This is a genomic window from Diaphorobacter sp. MNS-0 (assembly GCF_019602835.1).
GTDB classification, from domain to species: Bacteria; Pseudomonadota; Gammaproteobacteria; order Burkholderiales; family Burkholderiaceae_C; genus Diaphorobacter; species Diaphorobacter nitroreducens.
Genome location: NZ_CP080761.1, coordinates 112,974 through 130,785, shown reverse-complemented (window position 1 = coordinate 130,785; position 17,812 = coordinate 112,974). Strand labels below are relative to the sequence as shown.

The following is a 17,812-nucleotide window of genomic DNA, read 5'->3' as shown; positions in this document are numbered from 1 at the left end:
TGTAGAGCGCTGCAGCTCGAAAACGTTTCCATCGGCAAGGCCTTAGCAGGCCGTTGAAAAAGTGCTTTTCGAACGCATCAGGGACGCTGAGTGCGAAGACACGAGCTGCCCAGACGCGTCTGCGCAGCGATTGCAACGGCCCATCTGGCCGGTTTGCAGGCCCTCCCGCCCATTTCGGGCGCACGTATCCCTGGGCTCACGCATGATGCGCGTCCCACCAGCCGCCGATGCTGCCCATTCGCACAAGGTTGTAGGTGGCAAAGCACAGCAGCGCCTGGCCCGTGAGCTTGGCCTGACCGATCAGCTTGGTCTTTGCCAGACCACCGACGGTCTTGATCCAGCCAAAGGCCTCTTCGATGCGCTTGCGCACCTTCAGGCTGGTCTTGTAGCCCTCGTGCCGTGTCACTCGCGCATCCACCGCCGAGTGTTTGTCCTTGGCCGCCACGTGGGGCGTGACTTTGAGCTTTCTGCAGCCTTTGATGAAGGCCTTGCTGTCGTAGCCCTTGTCGGCACCGACCGTGGCCCGTTTGTTCCTGTTGCCCCGACGCTCCAACATGGCCAGCGCCGCCTCGCGCTCGGCCGTGCCGCTGGCGTGGGTGATCTCGACATCCACGATCAGCCCGTTGCGGTTCTCCATGAGGATGTGCCCCATGTGGCACAGGCGGGATTTGTCGCCCTGGCTCTTCTTGAACAGCCGGGCATCGGCGTCCGTGGTGCTCTCGTGGGTGTCGTTGCAGCGCTCCTGCCCCTTGAAGTCCACCTCGGGGTTGCGCCCAGGCGGCGTGCCGCTGTCGTCGTCTTTGCGCTTGAAGCTCTTGTGCGAGGCCCAGGCGTCAATGAGCGTGCCGTCCACGCTGAAGTGCTCGTCGCTGGCGAGCTTGCCCCACTGGGCACTGAGCTTGACGCGCTCGAAGAAGGCGCGGGCGAGGTCTTCGTTGAACAGACGTTCGCGGTTGGCGCTGAAAGTGGAGTGGTCCCAGACCTTGTCTTCGATGTTCAGGCCCACGAACCAGCGGTACAGCAGGTTGTAGTTGATCGCTTCGACCAACTGGCGCTCGCTGCGGATGGAGAACAGGATCTGCAGCAGCAAGGCCTTGAGCAGCATCTCCGGTGGCACCGATGGGCGGCCACGGCGGGCGTACACCGCTTCGAACTCGCGGTTCATGGTTGCCAGCAGCGCATCAACCACCGCGCGCAACTTGCGCAGCGGGTGTGCCTGCGGCACGCGCTCTTCAAGGCTGATGTAGCTGAACATCGCCCCCTGGAAATCTTGACTGCCTCTCATCGTCCTCGTCTGGGTCGTTCACCGATGGCTTCAGATCGTAGCGGCCAACGCGGGCGTCGGCGGGGGATTTTTCAACGGCCTGTTAGGGGCGCCTTGCTTTTCAGCCGGCCTTGTGCCGGCTTTTTTTTTGCGCCGCGCGGGCCCCTCCGCGGCTGCCGGCGGGCTTGTCGTTTTTGGGGGCGATCGCCCGCACAATCACTGCCGTGATGTAACGTCTGCCTACATTTGCACGGGGTACCGCGTCCACGCGCCCCTGGCATCGACCCACCACCACGCCGCACATGATGCACCCCGCCCACCGCCAGGAGTTCCGCCAGTCCCTCATCTGGTTCGCCGTGCTGCTGGTCAGCCTGTGGCTGTTGAAGACCCTGCCCGCGCCGGATGCCGCGCGCGGCATGGCGGGCTACCTGCCGCTGCACACCGCGATGGAGGTCGTGTCCATCGGCGTGGCGGCAATGGTGTTCAGCATCAGTTGGGCCACGCAAAGGTACCGGCCCAACGGGCGGGTGCTGGTCCTCGGCCTGGGGCTGCTGGGCGTGGCGGTGCTGGACCTGACCCACAGCCTGTCCTACGCCGGCATGCCGGACTTCGTGACCCCCAGCGACCCGGAAAAGGCCATCAACTTTTGGCTGGCCGCGCGCGCGCTGGCGGCGCTGGCCCTGCTGTGGGCCGCGTTATGGCCCCACCGCTGGAATGAATGGCTGGGCCGCCGCTCGCGCTACGCGGGGCTGTTGTGGGTGGCGCTGCTGGTGGGCGCGGTGCACTACGTGCTGCTGGGGCATCCGCAGTGGCTGCCCCGCACCTTCACGCCCGAGGCAGGGCTCACGCCCTTCAAGGTCCGTTTCGAATACGCGCTGGCAACCGCGTACGTGCTGGCGGGCGTGGGCTTCCTCACGCAACTGCGCCATGCGCGCGAGTTCGGTCTGTCGCACCTGGCGCTGGCATCGTTCACCATGGCCATGAGCGAGATCTTCTTCACGCTCTACGCCAACGTGACCGATGTGTACAACGTCGCCGGCCACTTCTACAAGATCCTGGCCTATGGCTTCCTGTACCGCGGCCTGTTCGTGGAAACGGTGCAGATCCCGTACCTGGACCTGCGCGCCGCCGAGGCCCGGCAGCGCGCCACGCTGAACACGCTGCCCGACCTGCTGTTCGAGGTGGACCGCAAGGGGGTGTACCTCGCGGTGCACGCCAACGAGACCAGCAAGATCCTGACCCCGCTGCCCCAGTTGCTGGGAAAAACGCTGGACGAGGCGCTGCCGCCGGCGGCTGCCGCGCAGTGTTTCGAGGCACTGGCGGAGGCTGAACGCACGGGCATGAGCCGCGGCCAGCGCATCACGTTGCCGCTGCCCCTGGGCGAGCGGCATTTCGAGCTGTCCGTCTCCCGCAAATCCGCGGTCGCGGGCCAGCCCGACACCTTCCTGATGCTGTCGCGCGACATCACGCCCACCGTGGAGAACGAGGAGCGCATTCGCTCCGAGGCCGGCCTGAACGCCGCCCTGCTGGACCTGCAGCAGCACGACATCCACCAGCCCGAGGCAGACCTGCTGCGCCGCGGCCTGGCGCATGTCCAGACCCTGACCGGCAGCGCGCTGGCCGTGCTGTACTTCGTGCACGACGACGCACGCGGCACCTCACTGGCCGCCTGCTCGCACGAGAACGCCCCGCCCGACATGCCGCCGTGGGAAACCGCCCTGCGCGAACGCCGCGCCGTGGTGACGAACGCGCCGCACGATGCGGCGGCTGGGCGCGCACCGGGCGGCGCGACGGCCCGCTGGGCTTGCGTGCCCGTGGTGGAAGGCGGCAGGCCGCGCCTGCTGCTGGGCGTGGCCGGCAAGGCGCGGGACTATCACCCACGCGACGCACAGGCGCTGCAGACCGTGGCCGACGCCCTCTGGAAGCACACGGCCCAGCGCCGCCAGGAGGCCGTCATCCACCGCCTGTCGGAGGCGCTGGACCAGAGCCCCAGTCCGGTGGTCATCACCGACATCGACGCCAGCATCGTCTACGTCAACAAGGCCTTCAGCGAAGTCAGCGGCTACGGCGCACAAGAGGTGCTGGGCCGCAACCCGCGCGTGCTGCAGTCGGGACTGACGCCGCGGACCACCTATGCCGATATGTGGACCAAGCTGCCGCGCGGCCTGCCCTGGCAGGGCGAACTCATCAACCGCCGCAAGAACGGACAGGTCTATACGGAAAACGCCTCGCTTTACCCCGTTCGCGACGTGTTCGGCGAAGTGACGCATTACGTCGCGCACATGGAGGACATCACGCAGCGGCGCGAGGCGGAGGAGCGCATCCGCGCCCTCTCCAACTATGACACGCTGACCGGCCTGCTCAACAAGAAAGCCTTCGACGAACAGTTGACGCAAGCCATCGACCGCGCCGACGCAAGCCACGAACGGGTGTCGGTGCTGTGGTTCGACCTGGACAACTTCAAGCTGGTGAACGAAACCCTGGGCCACGCGGCCGGTGACGAGTTGCTGTTGGAGATGGGCAACCGGCTGCGCGCCTGCCTGGCGCCGCACATTCCCGTGGCGCGCTATTCGGGCGACGCTTTCACGGCCATCGTGCCCCTGGCGGACCAGGCGGCGGTGGCGCTGCTGGCGCAGGATGCGCTGGCGCAGCTGCAGACCACACTGCAGATCCAAGGCCATGCCGTATCCGTCAGCGCGTCGGCCGGCATCGCCGTCTACCCCGACGACGCGCGCACCGCCAGCACCTTGGCGTCCGCCGCGGAAGTGGCGATGTACCGCGTCAAGCAGGACGGGCGCAACGGGCTGCGCTTCTTCGCACCCGAGATGCAGGCGCACACGCAGCGTTCGCTGGAGCTGGCCGCCGGCCTCAAGGACGCGCGGCGCACCGCGGCGAGCTGTTCCTGGTGTTCCAGCCCCAGCGCACGCTGGGCAGCGGCGCGCTGGCGGGCGCCGAGGCGCTGCTGCGCTGGCGCCATCCGCGCTGGGGGCTGGTGTCTCCGGCCGAGTTCATCCCGATCGCCGAGCAAAGCGGCTCCATCGTGGCCATCGATTTCTGGGTGGTGGAGCAGGTGGCGCAGCAGTTGCGCGCCTGGGATGCCGCGGGCCTGCCGCCGCTGGTGGTGGCGGTGAACGTATCGGCTGCGCAGTTCGCGCGGCCGCACTTCGTCGAGGAGCTGGTGCGCATCCTGCAGCGCATGGACGTTTCGCCCCAGCGCATCGAGGTGGAGTTGACCGAGGCCGTCGCGCTGAAAAACCCGGAACAGGCCGAGACCACCATCCGCCGCCTGCATGAGGTGGGCTTTCGCGTGGCGCTGGACGACTTCGGCACAGGCTATTCCTCCATGAGCTACCTCAAGCGTTACGCCATCGACAAGCTCAAGATCGACCAGTCCTTCGTGCGCGAACTCGCCCACCAGGCCAGCGACCAGGCCATCGTGACGGCCATCATCAAGATGGCCCACAGCCTGCGCATGGCCACCATTGCCGAAGGCGTGGAGACGGCCGAGCAGGCCGCGTTGCTGCAGGCCTGCGGCTGCGACGAAATGCAAGGCTACTGGTACAGCCGGCCGCTGGAGCCCGCCGCGTTCGAGGCCTTTGTGCGCAATGCGCAGGCCGGCGTCGAGTTGGCCTGACACGCGTCGCGCCGCACGCAACCCGGTTGCTACTGTTTTAATAGCTTCCAGCGCTTATCCCTCCAGCGCCAGAAGGCCAAACGGCGTCAAACCCTCCACGGCGCCCCGATCCCCCGCCCAGCCTCTCGGGCGCGGGCCTGCTGCGGCCCCACCCCGTGGCGCTCGGGCCACAAGCCGCGCACCGCAGCCCCCCTCTGCACAGGCCCTTTTCTGCCCTGCGGTTTGTGCCTGATCAAACTACCTATAGTGTTTGATAGGTATGGTGAACACTATATGTAGTGTTTGAAGGGTTGCCATGACACCACCATCTCCGATCGTCGCCAGCCTGCCGCGCGACGTCATCCAACGCAACGGCGAGCGCACACCTTTCGATGCTGTGCGCATCCAGTCGGCCATCGCACGGGCCGGCCAGGCCACGGGCGAGTTCGGCGAGGACGAGGCCCGTCTGCTCACGGCGCAGGCCACCAAGGTGCTGATCCACCGCTTCCATGGCGAGGCACCGGCCATCGAGCAGATCCAGGACGTGGTGGAGCAGACGCTGATCGCCGCCAACCATCTGCAGACCGCGCGCGCCTACATGGCCTACCGCCAGCGCCACGCCACCCTGCGCGCCGACCGGCAGACGCTGGTGCATGTGGAAAGCTCCATCAACGAGTACCTCACGCGCGCCGATTGGCGTGTGAACGCCAACGCCAACCAGGGCTACTCGCTGGGCGGGCTGATCCTGAACGTGGCAGGCAAGGTGACGGCGAACTACTGGCTCTCGCACGTCTACGCGCCCGAGATCGGCGAGGCGCACCGCAATGGCGACATCCACATCCACGACCTCGACATGCTCAGCGGCTACTGCGCGGGCTGGTCGCTGCGCACGCTACTGCACGAGGGGCTGAACGGCGTGCCGGGCAAGGTGGAGGCGGGGCCCCCGAAGCACATGAGCTCCGCCGTGGGGCAGATCGTGAACTTCCTCGGCACGCTGCAGAACGAATGGGCCGGCGCGCAGGCGTTCTCGTCGTTCGACACCTACATGGCGCCCTTCGTGCGCAAGGACGGCATGGACTACGCCGCCGTGCGCCAGTGCATCCAGGAGCTGGTCTACAACCTCAACGTGCCCTCGCGCTGGGGCACGCAGACGCCGTTCACCAACCTCACCTTCGACTGGACCTGTCCCGAGGACCTGCGCGAGCAGGTGCCGGTGATCGGCGGCGTGGAGATGCCGTTTTGCTACGGCGAGCTGCAGGCCGAGATGGACGTCATCAACCGCGCCTACATCGACGTGATGACCACGGGCGATGCCAAGGGCCGCGTGTTCACCTTCCCGATTCCCACGTACAACATCACGCCCGACTTCCCGTGGGAGAGCGAGAACGCCGTCGCCCTGTTCGACATGACGGCCAAGTACGGCCTGCCGTACTTCCAGAACTTCATCAATTCCGAGCTGTCGCCCAACATGGTGCGCTCCATGTGCTGCCGCCTGCAGCTGGACCTGCGCGAGCTGCTCAAGCGCGGCAACGGCCTGTTCGGCAGCGCCGAGCAGACCGGCAGCCTGGGCGTGGTCACCGTCAACTGCGCGCGCCTGGGCTATCTGCACGCGGGCGACGAGGCGGCCCTGCTGGCGGCGCTGGACCGCCTGCTGGAACTGGGCAAGCAGAGCCTGGAGGTCAAGCGCAAGCTCATCCAGCGCCTGATGGACCAGGGCCTGTTCCCGTACACCAAGCGCTACCTGGGCACGCTGCGCAACCACTTCAGCACGCTGGGCGTGAACGGCATCAACGAGATGGTGCGCAACTTCACCGGCGGCGCGCACGACATCACCAGCGACTGGGGTCACCAGTTCGCCCTGCGCCTGCTGGACCATGTGCGCGCGCGCATCGTGCAGTTCCAGGAAGAAACCGGCCACCTCTACAACCTGGAGGCCACGCCCGCCGAAGGCACCACCTACCGCTTTGCCAAGGAAGACAAGAAGCGCTGGCCCGCCATCCTGCAGGCCGGTACGGCCGAGCAGCCCTACTACACCAACAGCTCGCAGTTGCCCGTGGGCTTCACCGACGACCCGTTCGAGGCGCTGCAGCGGCAAGAGGCGCTGCAGGGCAAGTACACCGGCGGCACGGTGCTGCACCTGTACATGGGCGAGCGCATCTCCAGCGGCGCTGCCTGCCGCGAGCTGGTGAAACGGGCGCTCACCCACTTCCGCCTGCCCTACATCACCGTCACGCCCACCTTCTCCATCTGCCCCACGCACGGCTACCTGGCCGGCGAGCACAAGTTCTGCCCGCGCTGCGACGAGGAGCGCCTGGCCGCCAAGCGCGCGCGGCTGGCGGCGTGATTTGAACGAAATTTGCCTCTAGCGCTTATGCAACAAGCGCCAACAGCTATTGTTTTTGAAGTTCTTCCACCACCAACCCAGGAGTTTGTCATGACCCACTTTTCCGCCACCGAGAACACCGCCCTGGCCACCGCCGTGCAGCTGACCGACGCCGAGCGCCAGCCCTGCGAGGTCTGGACGCGCGTCATGGGCTACCACCGCCCCGTGGCCAGCTTCAACACCGGCAAGCAGGGCGAACACAACGAACGCCAGTTCTTCGCCGAGAAATGAGCAACCCCCTGTGGCGCTGCGCGCCTTCCCCCTTCTCTCGCCTCGCTGCGCGAGGCGGGAAGGGGGACGCCACCAGCGCGGCGGGGCGGCCCTTGCGCGGTGGCCCTGGCTCGGGTTGCGTCTCGGCATAGGCCGTGAGCCATAGACACCGTGAGCGAGCCGTCTGTATCCACTCCCCGCCTGCGCATTGGCGGGTTGACACCGCTGACCACCATCGACTTTCCCGGCAGGCTGGCCGCCGTGGTGTTCTGCCAGGGCTGCCCCTGGCGCTGCGGCTATTGCCACAACGCCGGGCTGCTGGACGCGGCCGCACCCGCGCCGCACCGCTGGAGCGAAGTGGAGCAACTGCTGCACACGCGCCGCGGCCTGCTGGACGGCGTGGTGTTCTCGGGCGGCGAGCCCACGCTGCAGGCCGCCCTGCCCGACGCCCTCGCGCGCGTACGCGCCCTGGGCTTTGCCACCGGCCTGCACACGGCCGGCATGTACCCCGAACGTCTGCAGGCCCTGTTGCCGCTGCTGGACTGGGTGGGCCTGGACATCAAGGGGCCGCCGGCACATTACGACGCCATCACTCGCACGCCGGGCAGCGGCGACCGCGCCTGGGAGTCGCTGCGCTGCGTGCAGGCCAGCGGCGTGGACTACGAGTGCCGCACCACCTGGCACGCGGGACTGTTCGACACGGCGGCCCTGCAGGCGCTGGCCGAAGAGCTGGCCGCACAAGGCGTGCGCCAATGGGTGCTGCAGGAATGCAGCACGCCCGCCAGCGTGCCCTGGGCCCGGACGGCGCCGCCCACGCAGTGGCCGCTGCCCACCAGCCTGCGGTGCGCCTGATCAGCCGGCCGCGGCCCCGGCGCCGCACACCCGCAGCACTTCGGCGCCGTACGCCTCCAGCTTTTTCGCACCCATGCCGCTGATGCCCTGCAGATCCTCTAGCGTGGACGGGTTGCGCTCGGCAATGGCGGCCAGCGTGGCGTCGTGGAAGATCACGTAGGCCGGCAGGTTGTGCTCGCGCGCCACCTCGGCGCGCCAGGCCTTGAGGTTGATGAAGCGCACCTGGGCGTCCTGTCCCAGGTTGGCCGCTGCCACCGGCGGGGCGCTGGCGCGGCGCGGCTTCTTGGGGCCGGCTGCGGCCGTGGCCTCGCGCAGCAGCACGCTCTGCTCGCCGCGCAACACGGGGCGCGATCCCTCGGTCAGCGCCAGCGTGTCAAAGCTGTGGCCGCCCTCGGTCGTGACCTTGTGCAGTCCCACGGCGCCGGCGGCCAGCAACTGGCGCAGCACGCCGCGCAGCTGCGCCTCGGAATACTGTGCGCCCAAGCCGAAGGTGGAGAGTTTTTCATGGCCGAACTGCTGGACCTTGTCCGTGGCCTTGCCGCGCAGGATGTCCATGATGTGGCCCGTGCCGAAGGTCAGGCCGCTGGCCTCGTGCACGCGATAGATGGTGGACAGGAGCTTGCGCGCGGCATCCGTGCCGTCCCACACGGCCGGCGGGTTCAGGCAGTTGTCGCAATTGCCACAGGGCTCGGATGTCTCGCCGAAGTAGCCCAGCAGCCGCACGCGCCGGCAGTCCGTGGCCTCGGCCAGGGCCAGCAACGCATCCAGCTTGCCGCACATCACGGCCTTGAACTCCTCGCCCGCGGGGCTCTCGTCGATCATGCGGCGCTGGTTCACCACGTCCTGCAGGCCGTAGGCCATCCACGCGTCGGCGGGCAGACCGTCGCGGCCCGCGCGGCCCGTCTCCTGGTAGTAGCCCTCAATGTTCTTGGGCATGTCCACATGGGCCACAAAGCGCACGTCGGGCTTGTCGATGCCCATGCCGAACGCGATGGTGGCCACCATCACGATGCCGTCCTCGCGCAGGAAGCGGTCCTGGTTCTGCTGGCGCACCTCGGCGGGCAGGCCCGCGTGGTAGGGCAGCGCCGTCAGGCCCGCATCGCACAGCGCCTGGGCCAGTTCCTCCACGCGCTTGCGGGACTGGCAATAGACCACGCCGGCCTCGCCCAGGTGCTCGCGGTCGATGAAGCGCATGAGCTGCGTGAGCGGCTCCTTCTTTTCCTCGATGCGGTAGCGGATGTTGGGCCGGTCGAAGCTGCTGACGAACTGCCGCGCCTGCTGCAGCCGCAGGCCCTGCACGATGTCCTCGCGCGTGAGCGCGTCCGCCGTGGCCGTGAGGGCAATGCGCGGCACGCCCGCATAGCGCTCGTGCAGCACCGCGAGCTGGCGGTACTCGGGCCGGAAGTCGTGGCCCCACTGGCTCACGCAATGCGCCTCGTCGATGGCGAACAGCCCCAGTTGCCCGCGCGCATGCAGACCGTCCAGCAGCGTGAGAAAGCGGTCGGTGGTCACGCGCTCGGGCGCGGCGTACAGCAGCGTGATCTCGCCGCGCGCCAGGCGCCGCTCCACGTCCTGCGTCTGCTGCCAGTCCAGCGTGGAGTTGAGGAAGGCCGCCTCCACCCCCGCCTCGTGCAGCGCACCCACCTGGTCGTGCATCAACGCGATCAGCGGCGAGACCACCACCGTCACGCCCAGCCCCGCATCGCGCCGCACGATGGCCGGCACCTGGTAGCACAGGCTCTTGCCGCCCCCCGTGGGCATCAGCACCAGCGCGTCGCCGCCGGCGATCACATGGTCGATGATGGCCTGCTGCGGGCCACGGAACTGCTCGTAGCCAAAGACGTCGTGCAGGACGAAATGCGCGGGGGACAAACCGGTGGACTCTCTTTTTGATAGCTGTCAGCGCTTATTGGATAAGCGCCAAAGGCACTTTTGGCCTATAAAACGCGGCCATGCGGAGGGCCCCACCATGGCGCAAAGCCCGTTATTGTGCGCCCGCCACCGCGGGCGGCGCCGGCTTCCTACAATCGGCCCCATGACCCTGCCCCACTACACCCGCGCGCAAGCGCTGCCCGCCATCCTGGAACAACGCATCGCCATCCTCGACGGCGCCATGGGCACGATGATCCAGCGCTTCAAGCTGACCGAGGCGCAGTACCGGGGCGAGCGCTTCAAGGACTTTGCGCGCGACGTGAAGGGCAACAACGAGCTGCTGAGCCTCACGCGCCCCGACGTGATCCGCGACATCCATGAAGGGTATCTCGCGGCCGGCGCCGACCTGATCGAGACCAACACCTTCGGCGCGACCTCGATCGCGCAGGACGACTATGGGCTAGCCGAGCTGGCCTACGAGATGAACCTGGAGAGCGCCAAGCTCGCGCGCGCGGCCTGCGACAAATTCAGCACGCCCGACAAGCCGCGCTTCGTCGCCGGCGCCCTCGGCCCCACGCCCAAGACCGCCAGCATCAGTCCCGACGTGAACGACCCCGGCGCGCGCAACGTCACCTTCGAGCAACTGCGCGCGGCCTACCACGAGCAGGCGCGCGGCCTGATCGAGGGCGGCGCCGACGTGCTGCTGGTCGAGACCATCTTCGACACGCTGAACGCCAAGGCCGCGCTGTTCGCCATCGACGAGGTGTTCGAGGAAACCGGCGAGTGCCTGCCCATCATGATCAGCGGCACGGTGACGGATGCGTCCGGCCGCATCCTCTCGGGCCAGACGGTGACGGCTTTCTGGCACAGCGTGCGCCACGCGCGGCCGCTGTCCATCGGCCTGAACTGCGCGCTGGGCGCGGCGCTGATGCGCCCCTACATCCAGGAGCTCAACCGCGCCGCGCCCGACACCTTCATCAGTTGCTACCCCAACGCCGGCCTGCCCAACCCGATGAGCGACACGGGCTTCGACGAGACGCCCGAGGTCACCAGCCGCCTGGTGCACGAATTCGCCGCCGAGGGGCTGGTCAACATCGTGGGCGGCTGCTGCGGCACCACACCGGACCACATCGGCGCCATTGCGCGCGCCGTGGCGCCGGTGGGCACGCGCCGGCTGTTCCAGACCGAAGCCGCCTGAGCGCACGCCGCATGCGCCCAGCCACCGACTGAGAGGACCCGGCGACATGCACCGCACCCCCCGCACTTCTTTCCCCGCAACTCCCCGCCGGGCCACCGCCACGCTGGCCCTGTGCGTGGCCGCGTGCCTTGCCGTCACCGGCTGCGCCACGCCACCCTCGCCCCCGGTGGCGCCCGACCCCGCCCTCGATGCGCGCGCCCGTTACGACGCCGACCTGCAGGACTGCCGCGACCGCGCGCAGCAGGTGGGCGTGCTCAGCGAGACGCTGGACGCCGTGGTCCAGGGCGCGCTGGTGGCGGCGTTTCTCGCCTGGGGACTCGGGCGCAGCGACACCGGCGTGCGCGACTGGGCTCTCACGGGCGGCGCACTCGCGGGCGGCTCGCAGGGACTGCAGGCGCTGGAGCGGCGGCGCCAGCTGGTCGCGCACTGCATGGCCGTGCGGGGCCACCGCATCAGCCCGCTGGCAGTGGCCGGGCCGCAGCCGGGCGCCGCGCCGTCCGTGCCCGTGGCACCGGCGGCGCCGCCGCGCCCCTCGGGCGCCGATGCCTACAGCGCCGAGCGCCTGGCACGCGAGCAAGCCTGCCATGCCCAGCCCGTGGCCGCGCTCGCCGCCAAGGGGCCGGGCTTTGAGACCTACAGCGTGCCGTGCAGCAACGGCGACGCGCTGGCGATCCGCTGCGAGTTCGGCAACTGCCGCGTGCTGCGCTGAGAGAACTCCTGTTTTCATAGCTGTTCGCGCTTGCCAGTTGGGCGCTATGGGCCTATTTGGCTTTGAACGTCGCCCTCTTCCGCGCTCACCCTCTTACCCGGACGGCGCAAGGCTCCTAGACTGGTCCCACGACAACACGGAGGCCACGCACCATGGACTGGACCACCCACCAGGTCTTCAACCAATACCCCGAGCTGAACGACTACCACCCGCTGGCCACCGACGCAGCGCTGTGCGAGGCGCTGGAGCGTGCGGGCGCCGGCTGGGCGCACCCGGCGCTCGACGCCTACGCCGCACGGCTGGGCATGGCCGAGACCTACGCCCTGGCCGAGCAGGCCAACCGCCACACGCCGCAGTTGCAGCGCTTTGACACGCGCGGGCAGCGCATCGACGCGCTGGAGTTCCACCCCGCGTGGCACCAGCTCCTGGCGCTGTACCGCGGCGAGGGGCTGATCTCCCGGCCCTTCCAGGACGAGCGACCGGGCCGCTGGGCCGCATGGGCGGCGGGCTTTTACCTGCACGGCCAGGTGGAACAGGGCACGCTGTGCCCCGCCACGATGACGCAGGCCGCCATCCCGCTGCTGCGCAAGGAGCCCGCGCTGTGGCAGTCGCTGCAGTCCCGGCTCTACAGCACCGCCTACGACCCGCGCGACCTGCCCGTGGCGGACAAGGCCAGCATCTGGCTGGGCATGGGCATGACCGAGAAGCAGGGCGGATCGGACGTGCGCGCCAACACCACCGTGGCGACACCCATCGGCACGGGCGGGCGCGGCGGCGAATACCGGCTGCGCGGACACAAGTGGTTCTTCTCGGCGCCGCAGTGCGACGCGCACCTGGTGGTGGCGCGCACCGGCGAGGGCGGCCCGTTCGCCTGCTTCTACGTGCCGCGCTGGCGCCCGGACGGCAGCCGCAACGCCGTGCGCGTGCAGCGCCTGAAGGACAAGGTGGGCAACCGCAGCAACGCCAGCAGCGAGGTGGAATTCGAGGACGCCTGGGGCCTGCTCATGGGCGAGGAAGGCCGGGGCATCCCCACCATCATCGAGATGGCCAGCTACACGCGCCTGAACTGCGTGGTGGGCAGCGCCGCCATCCTGCGCCAGGCCACCGTGCAGGCGATCCATTACGCGCGCCGGCGCCACGCCTTCGGCAAGGCCCTGGCCGAGCAGCCGTTGATGCGCGCGGTGCTGGCCGACCTGGCGCTGGAGAGCGAGGCCGCGCTGCACCTGGCCATGCGACTGGCCCAGGCGTACGAGGACGACAGCACGCCCGCCCAGCGCGCATGGAAGCGCGTGATGACGCCGGCCGCCAAGTTCTGGGTCTGCAAGCGCGCGGTGGAGCTGACCGGCGAGGCCATGGAGGTGCTGGGCGGTAATGGCTACGTGGAGGACGGCGTGATGGCACGCCTGTTCCGCGAGGCGCCCGTCAACTCCATCTGGGAAGGCTCGGGCAACGTGATGTGCCTGGACGTGCTGCGCGCCCTGCAGCGCGAGCCCGAAGCAGCACACGCTTTGCTGACCGAGCTGCACGCCGCGGCGCAGGGCGAGCCGCGCATTGCCGCTGCCGCGCGCGAGCTGCAGGCCCTGTTGGCCACACCGGCTGAGCAGTTGGAAGGCCTGGGCCGCGTGCTGACCCAGCGCCTGGTGCTGCTGGCCCAGGCCTGCCTGCTGCGCCAGCAGGCCCCCGCGGCCGTGGCCGATGCGTTCATCGCCACGCGGCTGGCGGACAGCGGGGCCGGCCGCGTGGCGGGCGCTATCGACACGCGCGGCCTGGATGTGGCGGCGGTTCTGGCGCGCGCGTTTCCGGGATAGTGGACGGGGCCTTCAGAGCAAAACGGCTTCTAGCGCTCGTCCACCAAGCGCAACCAGCTATTTTTACAATAGCAAAACTGCTTCACCTGGCGCGCTGCGCCACAATGCACCATGCTGACCTTCCAAGACATCCAGCACGCCGCTGAGCGCCTGCGCGGCCAGGTACTCGAAACCCCCTGCGTCGAATCGCGCACGCTCTCGCAGATCGTGGGCGCACAGGTGTTCCTCAAGTTCGAGAACCTGCAATTCACCGCCTCGTTCAAGGAACGCGGCGCCTGCAACAAGCTGAGCCAGCTCACTCCCCAAGAACGCGAGCGCGGCGTGGTGGCCATGAGCGCGGGCAACCATGCCCAGGGCGTGGCCTACCACGCGCAGCGCCTGGGCCTGCGCGCCGTGATCGTCATGCCGCGCTTCACCCCCGGTGTGAAAGTGGAGCGCACGCGCGGCTTTGGTGCCGAGGTGGTGCTGCACGGCGACACGCTGGAGGAAGCCCGCCAGCACGCCTACCAGTTGGCGGAGCAGCAGGGCCTGACCTTCGTGCACCCCTATGACGACGAGGCCGTGGCCGCCGGCCAGGGCACGCTGGTGCTGGAGATGCTGGCCGCCCAGCCCGACCTGGATGCGCTGGTGGTTTCGGTGGGCGGCGGCGGGCTGCTGGCCGGCATGGCAACGGCGGCGCGGGCCATCAAGCCGAACCTGGAGATCATCGGCGTGCAGACGGCGCGCTTCCCGGCCATGGTGAATGCCATCAAGGGCACGCACCACGCGCAGGGCGCGTCAACCATCGCCGAGGGCATCGCCGTGGGCCAGCCCGGAAAGATGACGCAGGAGGTCATTGGCCGGCTGGTGGATGACCTGCTGCTGGTGGACGAAGGCGACATCGAGCAGGCGGTGCTGATGCTGCTGGAGATCGAGAAGACGCTGGTGGAAGGCGCGGGGGCCGCCGGGCTGGCCGCGCTGGTGCGCCACCCCGAGCGCTTTCGCGGCAAGAAGGTGGGGCTGGTGCTCAGCGGCGGCAACATCGACCCGCTGCTGCTGGCGGCCATCATCGAGCGCGGCATGGTGCGCTCCGGCCGGTTGGCGCGCATCATGGTCAGCGCACGCGACGTGCCCGGCGTGCTCGCCCGCATCACCGCCCTCGTGGCCGAAGCGGGCGCTAACATCGAAGAGGTGCACCACCAGCGCGCCTTCACCGTGCTGGCCGCGCAGAACGTGGAGATCGAACTGGTGCTGCAAACGCGCGGCAAGGCCCACATCCAGCAGGTGCTGGACCTGCTGCGCGCCGCGCAGATGGAAGCCGAGCTGCGCTGAGAGCGCCGTGCCGCACGCGCGTGCGGGTAAGGCCCGTGCACGCGCGGGGGCGTTGTGGCTACACTTGTCCCCCATCAAGGCACCAGACCCCACAGGAGACCGAACCCATGGCCCATGACCATCCCATCGCCCCCAACGCCGCCGACGTCGAGGCCGCCACGGCCACCGATGCCGCCGAGTCCGTGGTGCATCTGATTCCCGTCGTGATCCCTGCGGTGGGTGCGGCCATGATCTTCCTGCTGGCCTTCATTGCGGTGTACATGGCCTGAACGCACCGCCCGCTCGCCACCCAGCCCCGCCTCTGCGGGGCTTTGTTTTTTGGTGATCGCGTTTTGCACCGACGCCATGACACGCATAACGTCATGTGTTTTTTGCATGATTTAACCCCCTGTCCGACAGACAAATCGGGGGCGTCTTCATAAAATCGTCACCCCAGCCGACCTGTGCAGGGGTGCCGCCGCGGTACCCCCGTTTCGCCAGCCGACTGAGTCCCAGCGGTTTTTTCAAAGGCAGCGCGCAGATCGGTTCAGCGCGGGCCTGTGCGTCGTGACCCGGTTCGCTTCCTTTGAAAAGACTGTTTTTCAACTTCAAAGAAGCCTTCCCGATGAACGCACCCACCATGCCCGTCCTGGACATTCAGGCGCCCGCATACGTCAAGAACGCCAAGCTGATCGCCTGGGTGGCCGAAATGGCCGCGCTGTGCAAGCCCGCCCGCATCCACTGGTGCGACGGTTCGCAGCAGGAGTACGAGCAGTTGTGTCAGCAACTGGTGGATGCCGGCACGTTCAAGAAGCTGAACCCCGCCAAGCGCCCGGGCAGCTACTTGGCGTGGTCCGACCCGTCGGACGTCGCGCGCGTGGAAGACCGCACCTACATCTGCTCGGAGAAAAAGGAAGACGCCGGCCCGACCAACAACTGGATGGCCCCGGCCGAGATGCGCGCCACGCTGCAGCCGCTGTTTGACGGCTGCATGGCTGGCCGCACCATGTACGTGGTGCCCTTCTCCATGGGCCCTCTGGGCTCGCACATCGCCCACATTGGCATCGAACTGACCGACAGCGCCTACGTGGCCGTGAACCAGAAGCTGATGACCCGCATGGGCAAGGCCGTCTATGACGTGCTCGGCACCGATGGCGAGTTCGTGCCCTGCATGCACACCGTGGGCGCCCCGCTGGCCGCAGGCCAGAAGGACACCACGTCCTGGCCCTGCAACCCCCAGGTCAAGTACATCGTCCACTACCCCGAGACCCGCGAGATCTGGTCGTACGGCTCGGGCTACGGCGGCAACGCACTGCTGGGCAAGAAGTGCCTGGCGCTGCGCATTGCCTCGACTATGGGCCGCGACCAGGGCTGGCTGGCGGAGCACATGCTGATCCTGGGCGTGACCAACCCCGAGGGCAAGAAGTACCACGTGGCCGCCGCTTTCCCCAGCGCCTGCGGCAAGACCAACTTCTCCATGCTGGTGCCGCCGGAAGCCGGCTTCGCCGGCTGGAAGGTCACGACCATCGGTGACGACATTGCCTGGATCAAGCCCCATGCCGACGGCAAGATGTACGCCATCAACCCCGAAGCCGGCTACTTCGGCGTGGCCCCCGGCACCAACATGCACACCAACCCGAACTGCATGCGTTCGCTGGACAAGGACGTGATCTTCACCAACGTCGCCCTCACCGACGATGGCGATGTGTGGTGGGAAGGCATGGAGAAGGACACCGGCAAGCTCCCGGACCACCTCATCGACTGGCAGGGCAAGGACTGGACACCGCAGATCGCCAAGGAAACCGGCGCCAAGGCCGCGCACCCCAATTCGCGCTTCACGGTGGCCGCCACCAACAACCCGGCCCTGGACCCCGAGTGGGACAACCCTGCCGGCGTGGCCATCGACGCCTTCATCTTCGGCGGCCGCCGCTCCACCACCGTGCCGCTGGTGACCGAGGCCCGCAGCTGGATGGAAGGCGTTTACATGGCCGCGACCATGGGCTCCGAGACCACCGCCGCCGCCTTTGGTGCGCAGGGCGTCGTGCGCCGCGACCCGTTCGCCATGCTGCCGTTCTGCGGCTACAACATGAGCGACTACTTCCAGCACTGGCTCGACATGGAACACAAGCTGGAGGAGTCCGGCCACCAGCTGCCCAAGATCTTCTGCGTCAACTGGTTCCGCAAGGGCGAGGACGGCAAGTTCGTCTGGCCCGGCTATGGCGACAACATGCGCGTGCTCAAGTGGATGCTGGACCGCATCGAGGGCACGGCGCAAGGCGAGCCGACCATGTTCGGCATTGCTCCGCAGTACGCCGAGATCAACTGGACCGGCCTGGACTTCAGCACCGAGCAGTTCAAGATGGTGACCAGCATCGACAAGGCTGCCTGGGCCGAAGAACTGAAGCTGCACACCGAGCATTTCGACAAGCTGGCCTACCACCTGCCTCAGGAACTGCTGGCTATCAAGGCCGCGCTGGAGAAGCGTCTGGCGGCCTGACCGCCCTGCCTCGGCTCGGCTCGGCATGAATTCAGCCGGGCCTACACCACAACCCCGCGACCACGTCTGTGGCGCGGGGTTTTTTCATGAATGTGCCCCGGACGAAGCTGCCGCGC

General features: G+C 68.1%; 12 protein-coding genes and 1 pseudogene. 11 read left to right on the top strand and 2 right to left on the bottom strand.

Annotated features, from left to right (window positions below):
* Positions 1 to 196: 196 nt before the first annotated feature.
* On the bottom strand, positions 197 to 1,285 hold the full coding sequence (locus tag K2L43_RS00560) for an IS5-like element ISDisp1 family transposase (protein WP_011803559.1): 1,089 nt from the start codon (positions 1,283 to 1,285) through the stop codon (positions 197 to 199).
* A 281-nt stretch (positions 1,286 to 1,566) separates the two neighbouring features.
* Here K2L43_RS00560 and K2L43_RS00555 point away from each other — a divergent pair.
* The 5 genes and pseudogenes from K2L43_RS00555 to K2L43_RS00540 all read left to right on the top strand — a co-directional run.
* Positions 1,567 to 4,014 (top strand): annotated as a pseudogene (locus K2L43_RS00555) (MASE3 domain-containing protein); the annotation flags it as partial.
* A gap of 155 nt (positions 4,015 to 4,169) precedes the next feature.
* The gene (locus K2L43_RS18920; protein ID WP_255580504.1) at positions 4,170 to 4,898 is read left to right on the top strand and encodes a bifunctional diguanylate cyclase/phosphodiesterase; all 729 of its coding nucleotides are present in this window, start codon (positions 4,170 to 4,172) and stop codon (positions 4,896 to 4,898) included.
* 295 nt (positions 4,899 to 5,193) lie between these two features.
* Positions 5,194 to 7,221, top strand: a complete 2,028-nt coding sequence (locus K2L43_RS00550; RefSeq protein WP_220638273.1) for a ribonucleoside triphosphate reductase — start codon at positions 5,194 to 5,196, stop codon at positions 7,219 to 7,221.
* Positions 7,222 to 7,311: 90 nt separating this feature from the next.
* Positions 7,312 to 7,491 (top strand): anaerobic ribonucleoside-triphosphate reductase, encoded by a 180-nt coding sequence (gene nrdD / locus K2L43_RS00545; protein ID WP_220638272.1) that lies wholly within the window; start codon positions 7,312 to 7,314, stop codon positions 7,489 to 7,491.
* Between the two features lie 150 nt (positions 7,492 to 7,641).
* Complete coding sequence (locus K2L43_RS00540) at positions 7,642 to 8,322, top strand: anaerobic ribonucleoside-triphosphate reductase activating protein (protein ID WP_220638271.1); 681 nt, start codon at positions 7,642 to 7,644, stop codon at positions 8,320 to 8,322.
* On the opposite strand, the gene recQ is transcribed toward K2L43_RS00540, so the two are convergent.
* Complete coding sequence (gene recQ, locus K2L43_RS00535) at positions 8,323 to 10,194, bottom strand: DNA helicase RecQ (protein ID WP_220638270.1); 1,872 nt, start codon at positions 10,192 to 10,194, stop codon at positions 8,323 to 8,325.
* 163 nt (positions 10,195 to 10,357) lie between these two features.
* Here recQ and K2L43_RS00530 point away from each other — a divergent pair, with 163 nt between their 5' ends.
* The 6 genes from K2L43_RS00530 (at position 10,358) to K2L43_RS00505 (ending at position 17,696) form a co-directional block, all read left to right on the top strand.
* Positions 10,358 to 11,392: a homocysteine S-methyltransferase family protein gene (locus K2L43_RS00530; protein ID WP_220638269.1), complete on the top strand. Its 1,035-nt coding sequence runs from the start codon at positions 10,358 to 10,360 to the stop codon at positions 11,390 to 11,392.
* Positions 11,393 to 11,438: 46 nt separating this feature from the next.
* A complete protein-coding gene (locus tag K2L43_RS00525; RefSeq protein WP_220638268.1) occupies positions 11,439 to 12,101 on the top strand; it encodes a glycine zipper family protein in 663 nt (220 codons plus the stop codon).
* Between the two features lie 152 nt (positions 12,102 to 12,253).
* Entirely contained in the window at positions 12,254 to 13,909 is a 1,656-nt protein-coding gene (locus K2L43_RS00520) for an isovaleryl-CoA dehydrogenase (RefSeq protein WP_220638267.1), read from the top strand.
* A 111-nt stretch (positions 13,910 to 14,020) separates the two neighbouring features.
* Positions 14,021 to 15,220: a threonine ammonia-lyase gene (locus K2L43_RS00515; RefSeq protein ID WP_011803550.1), complete on the top strand. Its 1,200-nt coding sequence runs from the start codon at positions 14,021 to 14,023 to the stop codon at positions 15,218 to 15,220.
* A gap of 107 nt (positions 15,221 to 15,327) precedes the next feature.
* Positions 15,328 to 15,489 carry a hypothetical protein gene (locus K2L43_RS00510; RefSeq protein WP_012655207.1) on the top strand — a complete coding sequence of 54 codons (162 nt, stop codon included), beginning with the start codon at positions 15,328 to 15,330 and terminating at the stop codon, positions 15,487 to 15,489.
* A 335-nt stretch (positions 15,490 to 15,824) separates the two neighbouring features.
* Positions 15,825 to 17,696 (top strand): phosphoenolpyruvate carboxykinase (GTP), encoded by a 1,872-nt coding sequence (locus tag K2L43_RS00505; protein WP_220638266.1) that lies wholly within the window; start codon positions 15,825 to 15,827, stop codon positions 17,694 to 17,696.
* Positions 17,697 to 17,812 lie beyond the last annotated feature (116 nt).